Here is a 14,730-nt window from a genome sequence, read left to right on the forward strand (position 1 = left end):
GATGTTGGCAGAGACAAAACAAATTCCACTCTGCTATAATTGTCGGCTCGTCGGGGCGTAGCGCAGCCTGGTAGCGTACTTGCATGGGGTGCAAGGGGTCGAGTGTTCGAATCACTCCGTCCCGACCAATAGATCCAAACCTTGCGGAGCAATCCATAAGGAAAAACAGCACTGAATCGGCATCGCCGGCTCAGTGCTGTTTTGTTTTGCGCGGTCGAAAAACACCCGTCGGTGTGCCTGAATTTCAGAACGCGTACTGCACCCGCATCGTAAAACTCTTCGCCGGACGCCCGCTGTTTTTGCCGATCAGGTACGCGCTTTCGTACAGGATCTTGTGTGCGTTGGGCAGGTACCAGGTGCCGAACAGGGCAGGGCCGACGCGATGCGATTGGTCGGCCTTGCTGCTCCAGTTGTCCCAGCGGCCGAGTTCGCCGAAGCCTTGCACGCCGAAGTTGAGCAGCGGTTTCCAGTGCTGGCGGACCTGCCATTGATATACCAGTTGGGTGGCGTTGTTCTGGCTGGTGCGGTAGTCGCGTTGCAGGAAGATGTTGGCGTTGAGCTGCGTGCGCCAGATTTCGGTCTGGAAAACCGGGCCCCATTCCAGGCCGTAGCCGTCGCGCCGCGTGTATTGCTCGATGTTGGTGTGGATGGCCAGGTCGAACCAGTATTGACCCTGCGTCAGCAAGAAATCGTTTTGCCAGTTGAGGCTGCCGAAGCGCGTGCCTTGCGCTGCGGTCTGCGAGTAGACGCCGTAGACTTCGGTGTACCACTGCGAGGTAACGCCATAGCCGATGCCGATTTCGGGCGAGCCGAACGGCGCGCTGTCGTGTTTCTTGGCGTTCCAGTATTTGTAGTCGACGGAGAGTTGATTTTCGGCGCTGTAGACGGAGACGAGGTAGTAGCCGGTGGCGGCATGCGTACTGCCGCAGGTGATCGCACCAGCGGCAAAGACCAGCGCTGCGGCGCAAAGCCGTGTCGCGCCGGTCAGCGTTTTTACCTGCATCGGTATTTTCCCTTCCCGTTTTTCGCCGCGTCGTTGTGCAGCCGGCTGTGCAAGATTATCTGCTTCCCCGTATATGTCTTATCGCGTTCTAACGCGTATTGTCAGGGGAGTATAGCGTGCCCGCGCACCTGCCTGCGCTGTTGGGGGGTATCTTTTCTGCCTCTGCGCGTAAAGGTTTTCATGCTAGGATTCTGCGACTTTATGGAGATCGACATGGACACACCTGATGCATGGAAACTGCGCGCCGATGAACTCCGGTTGGAGATAGAGGCGCTGCTGGAAGCGCAACTTTGCGAGTACGAGCTGTTGAATGCAAAGCTGGAAGAGTGGAAGAAGAATCCCGGCGCCGAATGGTTGACGATGGCCGACTATGAACCCTGGCAGGCAGCGCTCAAGTCGCTTGAGCTTGCACAGCGCGCACTGGATGAGCACATCAGCGTTCGTCCCAAGTAATCATCCTGCATCATCCCGTCGCCCCGGCCTGATCGGCGGGCGGCGGCGACCTTTCTTCGTTCCTCAATATCACCGGCTGCAGGGCCTACCTGCGAGTATGGCCGGAGCGGTATACATTTTCCCTGAGCGCAGTTCCGGGAGAATCCCCCACCAAACCGTTCCGCATAAGTTACGCGTAAGTTATCCCTTGTAAGCTGGGCCAAAAATAGGGGAAGGCTGCGCGTCGGTTTGCTCGAACGAGAACAACGGATAGCGGACCGCGCGGCGTATTCATAATTTCCTTCCTGATAAAAGTTGTTCGGATGACATCCGTACATGCCAATCAGACCAAGACCAGGCATGACGGCAACTCGTGAGGAGACTGCTGTATGTTCGAGAGGAAAAGCAGGGCGCTGTCGCGCTCGCTGGACGTGCTGATTCAGGTGGTTGTTCCCATTGCGGTCGGCGTCGGCATTTTCGCCGGTCTCGGCGCGTTGGCGCTGCCGGTACCTCTGTCGCCCTTGTGGCTGGCGGTGATTGCGACGGCGGTGGCGGTGATCCTGTCGCGCCTGGCGCGGCGCGGCGAGTCCGACCAGGGCGGCGGCTTCGTCGACAAGATCGGCAGCGAGATCGACCACATCATGATCGGCGCCGCTGAGACCTCCTATTTCGTCGACTCCATCAAGAACAAGATCGCCCAGGACGTGCAGGCCGCCAACGGCATCGTCACCGGTTCGGAGCAGAACGCCAGCACCACCGAGCAGATCGCCGCCAATGCCGAGCGCGCTTCCAAAGTGGCCGCCGACGTGCGCGCCGAAAGCGTGGCCGGCCGCGCGGAAGTGGACCTCGGCCTGGAACAGATCGGCAAGGCGCGCACCGATGCGCAGAACGCGTCGGCGATGATGTCGGCGCTACAGGAAAAATCCAAGCGCATCCACGGCATCACCGAAGTCATCAGCGAGATCGCTGCACGCACCAACCTGTTGGCGCTCAACGCTGCCATCGAAGCGGCGCGCGCGGGTGAACACGGGCGCGGTTTTGCGGTGGTGGCGGGCGAAGTGCGCCAACTTGCCCAGCGCACCAAGGAAGCCACCGACGACATCGGCGCCATGGTGCGTTCGATCACGGAAGAAGCCGAGCGCGCTTCCGGCGGCATGCAATCCCTGAGCGCCAAGGTGCTGGAAGCGTCGCAGAACGTCGAGCGCGTGCATGGCTTCCTCGGCAACATCGAACGTTCCGCCGGGATTTCGGAAGAGGAGATCCAGCAGATCGCCCGCGCTTCCCGCGAGCATGTCGAGACCACACACCGCATCGCCGAAGCCATCCTCAAAATCCGTGACGGCATGCTGGCGACCGACATCGAGTTGCCACGTGTGGCTGCGTCCGCCATGGCCTTGTCCGAACGCGCCGAGCTGGTCTATGACGCCATCGCCGCGAGCAATGCCAAGACCCAGCACGACGACATCCAGAAAGTCGCCGCCGCTGCCGCCAAGCGTATCGGCAAGTTGTTCGAGGAGGCCATCGGCGCCGGCCGGATCAGCGAAGGGGCCTTGTTCGACCGCACCTACAAGCCGCTGCCGAACACCAATCCGCCCAAGCACACGACGCAATTCGACGCCTTCACCGACCGTGTATTGCCGGACGTCCAGGAAGCTATCCTCGAGTCCATGCCGCAACTGGCGTATGCCGGTGCGGTGGACAACAACGGTTATTTCCCCACGCATAACAAAAAATTCTCCAGGCCGCTGACCGGCGACTACGACACCGACCTGGTCAACAACCGCACCAAGCGCATCTTCAGCGATCGTACTGGAAAGCGTTGCGGGGCGAATACAAAACCGTTCCTGTTACAGACGTATAAACGCGATACCGGCGAAGTCATGCACGATCTTTCCGTACCGATTTATGTGAACGGCAAGCATTGGGGAGGCTTCCGGGTCGGCTATCGCTCCAGCCAGGCGCAGGAGGCAGCGCCTGTCCAAGCGGTCGCATTGGCGGCGGCGCCGACGCCAAAGCAGCTTAAGCAAACGGGTAAGACGGAGAACAGCAAGGGATTGGTGCGCCAGATCTCGGCTTGAACAGCTTGACCGGGCAGGGCAGGTTGATAGACTATTCGACAACGGGGGTAACCTATCGAGAATGCTGAGAATGCGATAGGTCCGGATTAGAAAAGGAACAACAACTTGAAACCTGCTCCGCAGAATAAGCTCGATTCTGTCAAAGAATTCGATTTTACGAATCGCGATTTTGACAGGGTGCGGGATCTTATCTATAAGCGCGCCGGCATTGCGCTGGCCGAAAGCAAGCAGGAAATGGTCTATAGCCGCCTGGCGCGGCGCCTGCGTGCGACCGGCATCGCTTCCTTCGTGCAATACCTGGACCTGCTTGAACGCGGCGGCGACAGCGACGAGTGGGAGGCATTCACCAATGCGCTGACCACCAATCTGACGTCGTTCTTCCGCGAGTCGCATCATTTCCCTATCCTTGCCGATTTCGTCAAGACGCTGAAAGAGCCTGCCACGGTCTGGTGTTCGGCCGCCTCCACCGGCGAAGAACCCTACACCATCGCCATGACGCTGTGCGAAGCCTACGGCACTCTGACGCCGCCGGCGCAGATCATCGCCACCGACATCGACACCAACGTGCTGGCCACCGGCGCCAACGGCGTCTATCCGATCGAGCGCATCGACAAGCTGTCGCCCGAGCGCATCAAGAAATTCTTCCTGCGCGGCAAGGGCAACCAGGAAGGTTACGTACGGGTGCGTCCTGAATTGCGCAAGCTGGTGACCTTCAAGCAACTGAATTTGCTGGGTGACAACTGGCCCGTGACCGGGCAGTTCGACGTCATCTTTTGCCGCAACGTGATGATCTATTTCGACAAGCCGACGCAGAGCAAGATCCTGTCCCGCTTCGTGCCGCTCATGAAACCGCATGCGCTGCTGTTTGCCGGCCATTCCGAAAACTTCCTGTATGTCTCCGACGCCTTGAAGCTCAAGGGAAAAACGGTCTACGAGCTCGGTGCAGCACAACGCAAGGCGGGGAAATAAGTCATGAACCAGGACCAATTCGCTTCCAACGTCTACTACGACCGCACCTTCGATTGCGACGCGGCCAAGATATTGCCGGGCGAATACTATTTCACGCACAAGGACATGATGATCGTCACGGTGCTGGGTTCGTGCGTGTCGGCATGCATCCGCGACCGCGTCACCGGCATCGGCGGCATGAACCACTTCATGCTGCCTGACAGCGGCGACGGCGACAGCCCGATTTCGGCCTCGATGCGCTACGGCACTTACGCCATGGAAATTCTGATCAATGACGTGCTCAAGGCCGGCGCCCGGCGCGAGAACCTGGAAGCCAAGGTATTCGGGGGCGGCAACGTGCTGCGCGGCTTCATCGCCATCAACGTCGGCGAACGCAACGCGCAATTTGTACGCGATTACCTGAAGGCGGAAAATATTCGCGTGACGGCGGAAGATCTGAACGATATCTGGCCGCGTAAGGTATATTTCTTCCCCCGCACCGGCAAGGTGCTGGTCAAGAAGCTCAAGCAATTGCACAACAATACACTGGTGAATCGCGAACAGGATTACGCCAGCAAGCTGGTCGCCAAACCGGTGGGCGGGGCAGTCGACCTGTTTTAAGGTCGGTTGCGTCGGCAGAGAAGGGTTTTATCGGCCCGGGCGGAGACCGCAGGGGCCAGTTTCAGGAAAGTACGCATCGTATGAAAATAAAAGTATTGATCGTCGACGACTCGGCATTGATCCGCAGCGTCATGAAAGAGATCATCGGCAGCCAACCTGACATGGAAGTCGTGGGCGTTGCTCCCGATCCCATCATTGCGCGCGATCTGATCAAGCAGACCAATCCCGACGTCCTTACGCTGGACGTCGAAATGCCGCGCATGGACGGCCTCGACTTCCTCGAGAAACTGATGCGCTTGCGACCGATGCCGGTGGTGATGGTGTCGTCGCTGACCGAGCGCGGTTCGGAAATCACGCTGCGCGCGCTGGAGCTGGGGGCGGTCGACTTCGTCACCAAGCCAAAGATCTCGATCCAGAGCGGTATGCAGGAATACACCGACATGATCGCCGACAAGATCCGCGCCGCGTCCAAGGCCAGCATCCGTCCGCGCGCCATTCCGCATCCGGACGCGCACAAGGCGAGCAGCGAGCCGTTGCCGCAGATGCGCAACCCGCTGCTGTCGAGCGAAAAGCTGATCATCATCGGCGCCTCTACCGGCGGCACCGAGGCAATCAAGGAATTCCTCATCCGCATGCCGTCCGACTGCCCGGGCATCCTGATTACCCAGCACATGCCGGAAGGCTTCACGCGTTCATTCGCGCAACGTCTCGACAACCTGTGCAAGATTTCGGTCAAGGAAGCTGCCGGCAACGAGCGCGTCCTGCCGGGCCATGCCTATATCGCACCTGGACACTCGCATCTCAAGCTGGTGCGCAGCGGCGCCAACTACATGACCCAGCTCGACCAGGGGCCGCCGGTCAATCGTCATCGGCCGTCGGTCGACGTCCTGTTCAATTCGGCGGCGGCCTGCGCCGGCAAGAACGCGGTCGGCGTGATCCTGACCGGCATGGGCAAGGACGGCGCCCTGGGCATGCTGGAAATGCGCAACGCCGGCGCCTATAATTTTGCGCAAGACGAAGCGTCCTGCGTGGTCTTCGGCATGCCGCGCGAAGCAATCGCAGTGGGCGGGGCGCACGAGGTGCTGGCGCTGCAGGCCATGCCTGGCCGGGTGTTGAGTTATCTTGCCGAGCACGGCAGTCGTGCATTGCGGGTGTAGTTCGAGTACCATTCGGCCATCCGGGAAATTTGACCGGTTGCTAGTTGCTGGGCCTTAAGTTTTGCCGAATTAGTGTCGTTATCGTCAACAATAGTTTCGAATCAATGGAGTAATAATCATGGCAGGCCCTAATACCAAGTTTCTCGTTGTAGACGATTTCTCCACGATGCGCCGCATTGTCCGTAACCTGCTCAAAGAGCTCGGTTATACCAATGTGGATGAAGCTGAAGATGGCGTGCAAGGGCTGCAGAAGCTGCGCGCCGACCAGTTTGACTTCGTGGTTTCGGACTGGAATATGCCGAATATGGATGGCTTGACCATGCTGCAGGAAATCCGCAAGGATCCGGCGCTGGCGAAGTTGCCGGTGCTGATGGTCACTGCCGAAGCCAAGAAGGAAAACATCGTTGCCGCTGCGCAAGCCGGCGCCAATGGTTATGTGGTCAAGCCGTTCACGGCCGCGACTCTGGACGAAAAGCTCGGCAAGATCTTCGAAAAGCTGGCCGCCGGAGGCTGACGTGGATAGCGCATCCCAGGGAGCAGTGCCGTCGGGCGCGCCGGTAGCTGATCAGCAGGATCAGTTCCTCTCGCGTATCGGTCACATGACGCGCAGCTTGCATGACAACCTGCGTGGGCTCGGTTTCGATCGTTTGCTGGAAAAAGCGGCCAGCGACATGCCGGACGCGCGCGACCGCCTCGAATATGTGGCGATGATGACCGAGAAGGCTGCCCAGCGCGTCCTGACGGCGACTGAGACTGCCGGTCCGATGCAGGATGCTATCGGCGAAGGTGCTGGCACGCTGGCTGCGGAGTGGAAGGCAGTCACCGACGCGCCGTTTTCGGAGGGCGATTACCGCGCTTTGGCGGAAAAGACCCAGGCTTACCTCGGCGCAACGCGTGAAAACGTCAGCCTGACCAAGCAGCAACTGCTCGACATCATGATGGCGCAGGATTTCCAGGATCTGACTGGGCAAGTGATCAAGCGCGTTACCGAGGTGGCGCACGATATTGAAAGCCAGTTGGTGCAACTGCTGGTCGATTATTCCCCGCCGGAAGCCAAGCGCGAAGATTCCGGGCTGCTGAATGGTCCGCAGATCAATCCGACCGGTCAAAACGTGATCGCCAATCAAAGCCAGGTTGACGATTTGCTGGAAAGTCTGGGCTTTTAAGTTGTTTTAACGATAATTTTCCTGCTTGCGGTGTTGCTGCGTGTGGTTTTTTACGACCACCCGACAACACCGCAGACCGCCGTCCCGTCTGCCTTCGCCCCCTGAAGGCAGATATGACGCGCTTCCCCTGCCCCGAAATACGGGGCGTTTCGCCCCTTATTCCCGTGATGATTCGAGGCTTCCCTCGCCAATAATTCTGCCTGATAGTCTCAAAATTCCGCCTTCATCAGCGGAAAGAAGCAATACAGGGGAACGGCAGTGGCCGAAGATAGCGATCAAGAACGGACCGAACAGCCCACCAGCAAACGCATTGAAAAAGCGCGTGAGCAGGGCGACGTGCCGCGCTCGCGCGAGATGGCGACGTGCGTCATGCTGCTGATCGGCGGTTGCACCCTGTGGATGTTTACCGGTCCGCTGGTGACCAGCCTGAACCGTTTCATGGTCTCGACCATGACCTTCGAACGCGAAATGGCCTTCGATCCGGCCTTGCTGTTCGAACGCATGAGCGGCCACTTCATGGAAGTGGCGATCGCCTGCATCCCCGTCGCCTTCCTGATGACCCTGGCGGCCGTGGCGTCGCCGCTGATCCTCGGCGGCTGGCTGTTCAACGGCAGCTCGCTGGAACCCAAGTTCGACCGCCTCAATCCCATCAAGGGCATCATGAATCTGTTCTCGCTCAATTCGCTGGTCGAGTTGGGCAAGGGCATCCTGAAGAGCGTGCTGGTCGGCTTCATCGCCTGGTTCGCCATGCGCACCCATCTCGACGCCGTCCTCAACCTGAGCGTCGAACCGCTCAAGGTGGCCAGCAGCCATATGCCGAATTTGCTGTGGACCTGTTTCATCATGATGGTGTGCGCCATGATCGCGATTGCGGCCATCGACGTGCCGTATCAATTGTGGAATTACACCCGCAAGCTCAAGATGTCGCGTCAGGAAGTCAAGCAGGAACACAAGGAATCCGACGGCGACCCGTTGATCAAGGGCAAGATCCGCGCTCTGCAACGCGCCGCCGCACGTCGCCGCATGATGTCGGCAGTGCCGACTGCGGACGTGGTGGTGACCAACCCGACCCACTTTGCCGTGGCGCTGAAGTACAGCGAAGGCGGCATGTCGGCGCCGCAGGTGGTGGCCAAGGGCACCGAAGCGGTGGCGGCCAACATCCGCAAGATCGCCGCAGAGAACAACGTACCGATTCTCGAAGCGCCGCCGCTGGCGCGCGCATTGCACTACCACACCGAAATCGGCGACGAGATCCCGGAATCGCTCTACACAGCGGTCGCCGAAGTCCTCGCCTATATCTTCCAGCTGCGCACCTACAACAGCAACGGCGGCGTCCGTCCGGACGAGCCGAGCGACCTGGAAGTGCCGAAAGAGCTGGACGATCCACTGTACAAACGCAAGGCCGCCATGGCTGCCGCACAAGCTAAGGCTGCACAATGAACATCAACAGCATGAAACTGCCGACCTGGGTGCCGGTCAAGCACGCCAAGGCGCTCACGGCGCCGGTCCTGATCGTCATGATGCTGGCGATGATGGTGCTGCCGCTGCCGGCCTTTGCACTCGACATCCTGTTCAGCTTCAATATTTCGTTGTCGGTGATCGTGCTGCTGACGGCGCTGTACACAGTCAAGCCGCTCGACTTCGTGGCGTTCCCGGCGGTGCTGCTGGTGAGCACCATGCTGCGTCTGTCGCTCAACGTCGCCTCCACCCGCGTCGTGCTGACCGAAGGCCATACCGGTCCCGACGCAGCGGGTAAAGTGATTGAGGCCTTCGGCCACTTCCTGATCGGCGGCAACTACACCGTTGGTATCGTCGTGTTCATCATTTTGACGATCATCAACTTCACCGTCGTCACCAAGGGCGCCGGTCGTATCGCCGAAGTGGGCGCACGCTTTACCCTTGACGCGATGCCCGGCAAGCAGATGGCGATCGACGCCGATCTCAATGCCGGCATGATCGGCGAGCCGGAAGCCCGCGCCCGTCGCAAGGAAGTCGCGCAGGAAGCAGAATTCTATGGCGCCATGGACGGTGCGAGTAAGTACGTGCGCGGCGATGCCGTGGCCGGCATCATCGTGACCGTGGTCAACATCGTCGGCGGTCTGGTGGTCGGTATGGTCCAGCATGATCTGGCCTTTGACTTGGCGTTGAAGAACTACACGCTGCTTGCCATCGGTGACGGCCTGGTCGCGCAGATCCCTTCCCTGATCATCTCGACTGCTGCCGGTGTGGTGGTCTCGCGCGTGGCCAATGACCAAGACGTCGGCGGTCAGCTGATCAACCAGTTGTTCGCCAAGGCGGAAGTCCTGTACCTGACCGCCATCATCATCGGCGGCATGGGCTTGATCCCGGGCATGCCGCACGTCTCCTTCATCATCATCGCCAGCCTGCTGGCTGCTGCGGGTTACTCGGTGAACAAGCGCAAGCAGGAGGCCGGCGCTATCGCCGAATTGCCTGCTCCGGTCACGACGCCGCAGGAAATCGAAGAAGCCACCTGGCAGGATATTCTCCCGGTCGACACGCTCGGTCTGGAAGTTGGTTATCGCCTGATCCCGCTGGTGGATAAAGGGCAGGGCGGCGAACTGCTGCGCCGGATCAAGGGCATCCGCAAGAAATTCGCGCAGGAAGTCGGCTTCCTGTCGCCGCCGGTCCATATTCGCGATAACCTGGAGCTCAAACCTTCGGCCTACCGCATCGCCTTGAAGGGCGTGGAAATCGGCAAGGGCGAGGCTACTTTCGGCCAGTTCCTGGCGATCAATCCGGGTATGGTCACCGGTCCGTTGCCGGGCCTGATGACCACCGATCCTGCGTTCGGTCTGCCGGCGGTCTGGATCGAAAGCAACATGCGCGAAATGGCGCAGACCATGGGTTATACCGTGGTCGATACCGGCACCGTTATCGCTACGCACCTGAACCACTTGATCACGGTCCACGCAGCCGAATTGCTGGGTCGTCAGGAAGTGCAGCAATTGCTGGATCACATCGGCAAGGATGCGCCGAAGCTGGTCGAAGATCTGGTGCCGAAGGCGTTGCCGCTGGGCACAGTGCAAAAAGTGTTGCAAAACCTGCTCATCGAAGGCGTGCATATCCGCGATATGCGGACTATCATCGAAACCCTGGCCGAGCATGCGCCACGCGTGCAGGAGCCGAATGAATTGACCGCCATCGTGCGCATTGCCTTGGGCCGCGCGATCGTGCAGCAGATTTTCCCGACCGAGAGCGAGCTGTCGGTCATGACGCTGGACAACAAGCTGGAACGTCTGCTCATGCAGGCGATGCAGGCCAGCGGGCCGGAAGGCGGCGGCATCGAGCCTGGTCTCGCGGATACACTGATTACGCAAACAGAAAACGCAGCACGTCATCAAGAGCAGTTGGGTTTAACCCCGGTATTGTTGGTCCCGGGTCCTTTGCGAGCATTGCTGGCGCGCTTCTTGCGACGCGCAATGCCACAACTCCGGGTGCTTTCACACGCTGAAGTTCCTGATTCGAAAACGATTAAAGTTACTAGCCTAGTTGGAGGGCAAGCATGAACGTCAAAAAATTTATAGCAGGTTCGTCGCGAGACGCATGGCGCCAAGTGCGCGAAGCGCTGGGTCCTGACGCCGTCATTCTCTCCAACCGGAATATCGACGACGGTGTCGAGATCCTGGCCATGGCAAACGAAGACATGTCGTCGCTGGTGGTGCCGGCCATGTCCAAGGATGCCATGCCGCGTCCGGCCGTGCGCCGACCGCCTGCCCAGCCTGCGCCGCAACAGTCGCTGCAGGCCGCCGTGCCGCGCACACGCGTCGAACAGCAACCGCAGGCGCCCGGTGCATCCATGCCGGTCGAACACAACACGGCGCAAGCCGATGCCCGCGTCTGGCGTACCCGCAACGCAGCACGCGCCAGCGCCAAGGAGCAGCAGGTACAAGCTCTGACGCCGACGCAGGTGGCTGCCGGTCCCAAGGCCGCTGTCGCTGCTGCAGCTGCAGTTGCAGCTCGTCCGCAACAGCCCGGCGTCATGGCTGAATTCGACGGCAAGGACTACGACGAAATCCTGTCCGACGTCATGACGGAGATCCGATCCATGCGCGGCGTGCTGGAAACCCAACTGGCGGAAATCTCCTGGGGCGGCACGCAAAAGCGCGAACCGGCCAAGGCGGCGATCATGCGTGAAATGCTGGCCGCCGGTTTCAGCGCCAGCCTGTCGCGCCTGATCACCGAGAACTTGCCGCAAAGCCCGAAATCGCAAGACGCCATGTTCTGGGTCAAGTCGGTGCTGGCCAAGAATCTGATGACCATGGCCAACGAAAACGAATTGCTGGAAGAAGGCGGCGTCTACGCGCTGGTCGGTCCGACCGGTGTTGGCAAAACGACCACGACCGCGAAACTGGCGGCGCGTTGCGTGATGCGCCACGGTCCGGGCAAGCTGGCGCTGATCACCACCGACGGCTACCGTATCGGCGGCTACGAGCAATTGCGCATTTACGGCAAGATTCTCGGCGTGATGGTGCACTCGGTCAAAGATGAATCCGATTTGCGTATCGCACTCGACGAACTGCGCGGCAAACATACTGTCCTAATCGATACTGCCGGCATGGGCCAGCGCGATCAGATGGTGGCCGAACAGGCCGCCATGCTGTCGGGCGCAGGTACCGACATCAAGCGCCTGTTGTGCCTCAATGCAACGGCGACCGGCGGCACGCTCAATGAAGTCGTGAGCGCGTATTCGGGCGATGGCCTGGCGGGTTGCATTATTACCAAGCTCGACGAAGCGGCAACCATCGGCAACGTGCTGGATGTTGTCATCCGTCAAAAACTGAATCTGTATTACGTGGCGAACGGTCAGCGCGTGCCGGAAGATTTGCACGTTGCCAACAGGTTGTATCTGGCTGACCGCGCTTTTAAACTGAAGCGAGAAACAGCACCGTTCGAATTTCAGGATGCCGAGTTGCCGGTTGTTGTCGGACCGACGGCCACGGCCATGAATGACAAAAGCCTGCGGGAGGTGATCCTTGGCTAGCTATGACGTTGATCAAGCGGAAGGACTGCGACGGATGCTGGAGCGTCCGACGCCGCGCGTGTTCACTTTCTTCTCGGTTCTTCCCGACGATGAAAAAGGCGCGATGCTGATCAATCTGGCAGCCTCTCTTGCCGCCGCCGACCACAACGCATTACTGGTCGACGCTTGCATGACGCCCTCGGTGATCTTGTCGCGTTTCGGCGGTGTCGCCGTGGCGACACTGCTTGACGTTGCCCGTCAGGAGCGGCGTTTGGACGAAGCGGTACGCATGGTGCCGGAAGGTTTCGCACTGGCGCGCCTGTCGCGCAAGAATGTATCGGCTTCCACGCATCCGCAAGCCTCACGGCTGGCACAAATTTTCGACGGACTGACGGAAGAGTCGGACATCACGCTCATCAATGGTGAGTTGAACGACGACGAACTGCTGCCGGTGCCGGCCATGGAAATGGGCGAAATCGTGGTGCACATGTCGACCAGCCCGACCTCGATCAAGGCGGCTTACGTCTTGCTCAAGGGCCTCAGCGACAAGCTCGGCCGCCGTCCTTTCAACCTGCTCGTGAGCGGTGGTTCGGACGCGGAAGCCCAGATGGTGTATGCCAACATGGCGCAGGCGGCCAATCGCTACCTGGCGGCGCAATTGCATTTCATGGGCTCCATCCCGGCAGATGAACATATCCGTCGCGCATCGGGACAGGGCCGCACCGTGCTGGAAGCATTTCCGCTGGCCGGCGCGACGCTTGCGTTCAAGCGTCTGGCCGATCAGTTTTCGTTGTCCAATCTCACCAAAGGCACGTACGGTATGGCAACCGATGGTGCAAGTCTCGGAGTATGACGTGTTATGTATAACGTCAAGGGAAAGACGACCAAGAACGATTTGCTCGAGCTGCATGCGGCGCTTGTAAAAAAGCTGGCGCATCAGATGAAGGCAAAGCTTCCGCCGAGCGTGGAAGTGGACGACTTGATTCAGGCAGGCATGATCGGTCTGCTTGATGCCGTCAATCGCTATGAAGAAACGCACGGCGCGCAGTTCGAAACCTATGCCGTGCAGCGTATCCGCGGCGCCATGCTGGACGAACTGCGCAGCAGCGACTGGCTGCCGCGCAGCATCCGCCAGAATACCCGCAAGATCGAAGAGGCCATCCATGTCCTGCTGCAACAACTCGGCCGTCCGCCGCAGGAGACCGAGGTCGCCACGCAGCTCAAGCTGAGCTTGCCGGAATACCAGGACATGCTGACCGAATGCGGCGGCCACCAGCTGATTTACTACGAAGATTTCCACGATGCCGATGGCGGTCACGAGCATTTCCTCGATCGTTATCAGACCCGTGATACCGATGACCCGTTGCAGAACCTGATCAACGGTGGTTTCCGCGACGCCGTCATCGATTCGATCAAGGCCCTGCCTGAGCGTGAAAAAATCCTCATGGGCCTGTACTACGAACAGGAAATGAACTTGAAGGAAATCGGCGCCGTCATGGGCGTCTCCGAGTCGCGGGTTTGCCAGCTGCACAGCCAGGCCATCGCCCGCATGCGCTCGACCTTGAGGGAGCAGGCGTGGACTGGAGTAGCGTAGGAGGGATACTGCTGGCGTTGGGAGGCATCCTCCTGGGCTTGCTGCTTGAAGGCGGTCATCCCGGTTCTATCCTGCAGCCGACCGCTTTCCTGATCGTCTTCACCGGCACCGTCGGTGCCGTGCTGCTGCAAACCAGGCTCGACAACTTCGTCCACGGCATCAAGTTGCTGTCCTGGGTATTTTCTCCGCCGGTTCACAATCACCGCAAACTGATCGACAACATCACGGTCTGGAGCGGCATCTCGCGGCGCGAAGGTCTGCTGCATCTCGAAGAGCACATGAACGACAGCAGCGACCCCTTCGTCAAGAAGGGCCTGCGCCTGCTGATCGACGGCATCACACCGGCCAAGTTGCTCGAGATCCTCGAGGTCGATACTACCGCTTACGAAACCCGCCAGCGCCAGGCGCTCAAGATATGGGAAGCCGCCGGCGGCTATTCGCCGACGATCGGCATCCTTGGCGCGGTGCTCGGCCTGATCCATGTGATGGAAAATTTATCCGACCCCGCCAAGCTGGGCGGCGGCATCGCGGTGGCGTTTGTGGCGACGATTTACGGCGTCGGCCTGGCTAATCTGTTCTTCCTGCCGGTGGCCAACAAGCTCAAGGAGTTGCTCGCCGTGGAAGTGAATCGACGCGACATGGTGGCCGACAGTCTGTTCGGCATTGCCAGCGGCGACAATCCGCGCGTGATCCAGGAGCGCGCCGAATCCTATTTCACCACCGCATGACCTACTGACGCACAACGCACAT

The 14,730-nt window shown here is 59.8% G+C and carries 14 protein-coding genes and 1 tRNA gene; 14 read left to right on the top strand and 1 reads right to left on the bottom strand.

The annotated features are described in order from the left end of the window. Positions 1-51 precede the first annotated feature (51 nt). Positions 52-128 (top strand) — tRNA-Pro (locus E4P32_RS20990). A gap of 116 nt (positions 129-244) precedes the next feature. On the opposite strand, the gene E4P32_RS20995 is transcribed toward E4P32_RS20990, so the two are convergent. After that, positions 245-1,003 carry a hypothetical protein gene (locus E4P32_RS20995; RefSeq protein WP_116435514.1) on the bottom strand — a complete coding sequence of 253 codons (759 nt, stop codon included), beginning with the start codon at positions 1,001-1,003 and terminating at the stop codon, positions 245-247. 213 nt (positions 1,004-1,216) lie between these two features. Here E4P32_RS20995 and E4P32_RS21000 point away from each other — a divergent pair, with 213 nt between their 5' ends. From E4P32_RS21000 to E4P32_RS21060, 13 genes are all read left to right on the top strand, one after another. Next, on the top strand, positions 1,217-1,456 hold the full coding sequence (locus E4P32_RS21000) for a hypothetical protein (RefSeq protein WP_233526707.1): 240 nt from the start codon (positions 1,217-1,219) through the stop codon (positions 1,454-1,456). 368 nt (positions 1,457-1,824) lie between these two features. Further along, a complete protein-coding gene (locus E4P32_RS21005; protein WP_116435516.1) occupies positions 1,825-3,513 on the top strand; it encodes a methyl-accepting chemotaxis protein in 1,689 nt (562 codons plus the stop codon). Positions 3,514-3,618: 105 nt separating this feature from the next. Continuing rightward, entirely contained in the window at positions 3,619-4,482 is an 864-nt protein-coding gene (locus E4P32_RS21010; protein ID WP_116435517.1) for a CheR family methyltransferase, read from the top strand. 3 nt (positions 4,483-4,485) lie between these two features. After that, the gene (gene cheD, locus E4P32_RS21015) at positions 4,486-5,082 is read left to right on the top strand and encodes a chemoreceptor glutamine deamidase CheD (protein WP_116435518.1); all 597 of its coding nucleotides are present in this window, start codon (positions 4,486-4,488) and stop codon (positions 5,080-5,082) included. Between the two features lie 80 nt (positions 5,083-5,162). Next, positions 5,163-6,239, top strand: a complete 1,077-nt coding sequence (locus tag E4P32_RS21020; protein ID WP_116435519.1) for a chemotaxis response regulator protein-glutamate methylesterase — start codon at positions 5,163-5,165, stop codon at positions 6,237-6,239. A gap of 118 nt (positions 6,240-6,357) precedes the next feature. Next, entirely contained in the window at positions 6,358-6,753 is a 396-nt protein-coding gene (gene cheY / locus E4P32_RS21025; RefSeq protein WP_116435520.1) for a chemotaxis response regulator CheY, read from the top strand. A gap of 1 nt (position 6,754) precedes the next feature. Next, the gene (gene cheZ, locus E4P32_RS21030) at positions 6,755-7,405 is read left to right on the top strand and encodes a protein phosphatase CheZ (protein WP_116435521.1); all 651 of its coding nucleotides are present in this window, start codon (positions 6,755-6,757) and stop codon (positions 7,403-7,405) included. A 258-nt stretch (positions 7,406-7,663) separates the two neighbouring features. Further along, positions 7,664-8,845: a flagellar biosynthesis protein FlhB gene (gene flhB, locus E4P32_RS21035; protein WP_116435522.1), complete on the top strand. Its 1,182-nt coding sequence runs from the start codon at positions 7,664-7,666 to the stop codon at positions 8,843-8,845. Beyond that, a complete protein-coding gene (gene flhA, locus E4P32_RS21040) occupies positions 8,842-10,932 on the top strand; it encodes a flagellar biosynthesis protein FlhA (protein ID WP_116435523.1) in 2,091 nt (696 codons plus the stop codon). The genes flhB and flhA overlap by 4 nt, the downstream gene beginning before the upstream one ends. Beyond that, positions 10,929-12,407 carry a flagellar biosynthesis protein FlhF gene (gene flhF / locus E4P32_RS21045; protein ID WP_116435524.1) on the top strand — a complete coding sequence of 493 codons (1,479 nt, stop codon included), beginning with the start codon at positions 10,929-10,931 and terminating at the stop codon, positions 12,405-12,407. Before flhA ends, flhF begins: the two co-directional genes overlap by 4 nt. 34 nt (positions 12,408-12,441) lie before the next feature. Next, entirely contained in the window at positions 12,442-13,239 is a 798-nt protein-coding gene (locus E4P32_RS21050; protein ID WP_116435525.1) for an antiactivator of flagellar biosynthesis FleN protein, read from the top strand. A 6-nt stretch (positions 13,240-13,245) separates the two neighbouring features. Beyond that, on the top strand, positions 13,246-13,980 hold the full coding sequence (locus E4P32_RS21055) for an RNA polymerase sigma factor FliA (RefSeq protein ID WP_116435526.1): 735 nt from the start codon (positions 13,246-13,248) through the stop codon (positions 13,978-13,980). After that, positions 13,962-14,708 carry a flagellar motor protein gene (locus E4P32_RS21060; protein ID WP_116435527.1) on the top strand — a complete coding sequence of 249 codons (747 nt, stop codon included), beginning with the start codon at positions 13,962-13,964 and terminating at the stop codon, positions 14,706-14,708. Before E4P32_RS21055 ends, E4P32_RS21060 begins: the two co-directional genes overlap by 19 nt. The last annotated feature ends 22 nt before the right edge of the window (positions 14,709-14,730 follow it).

The organism is Herbaspirillum sp. 3R11 (assembly GCF_004563925.1).
In the GTDB taxonomy this organism is placed as follows: Bacteria; Pseudomonadota; Gammaproteobacteria; order Burkholderiales; family Burkholderiaceae_D; genus Herbaspirillum.

Excerpts from the sequence above, each read along its gene's own strand:
- E4P32_RS20995 (WP_116435514.1), bottom strand. The coding sequence starts at position 1,003 with ATGCAGGTAAAAACGCTGACCGGCGCGACACGGCTTTGCGCCGCAGCG.
- E4P32_RS21000 (WP_233526707.1), top strand. The coding sequence starts at position 1,217 with ATGGACACACCTGATGCATGGAAACTGCGCGCCGATGAACTCCGGTTG.
- E4P32_RS21005 (WP_116435516.1), top strand. The coding sequence starts at position 1,825 with ATGTTCGAGAGGAAAAGCAGGGCGCTGTCGCGCTCGCTGGACGTGCTG.
- cheD (WP_116435518.1), top strand. The coding sequence starts at position 4,486 with ATGAACCAGGACCAATTCGCTTCCAACGTCTACTACGACCGCACCTTC.
- E4P32_RS21020 (WP_116435519.1), top strand. The coding sequence starts at position 5,163 with ATGAAAATAAAAGTATTGATCGTCGACGACTCGGCATTGATCCGCAGC.
- cheY (WP_116435520.1), top strand. The coding sequence starts at position 6,358 with ATGGCAGGCCCTAATACCAAGTTTCTCGTTGTAGACGATTTCTCCACG.
- flhA (WP_116435523.1), top strand. The coding sequence starts at position 8,842 with ATGAACATCAACAGCATGAAACTGCCGACCTGGGTGCCGGTCAAGCAC.
- flhF (WP_116435524.1), top strand. The coding sequence starts at position 10,929 with ATGAACGTCAAAAAATTTATAGCAGGTTCGTCGCGAGACGCATGGCGC.
- E4P32_RS21050 (WP_116435525.1), top strand. The coding sequence starts at position 12,442 with ATGCTGGAGCGTCCGACGCCGCGCGTGTTCACTTTCTTCTCGGTTCTT.
- E4P32_RS21055 (WP_116435526.1), top strand. The coding sequence starts at position 13,246 with ATGTATAACGTCAAGGGAAAGACGACCAAGAACGATTTGCTCGAGCTG.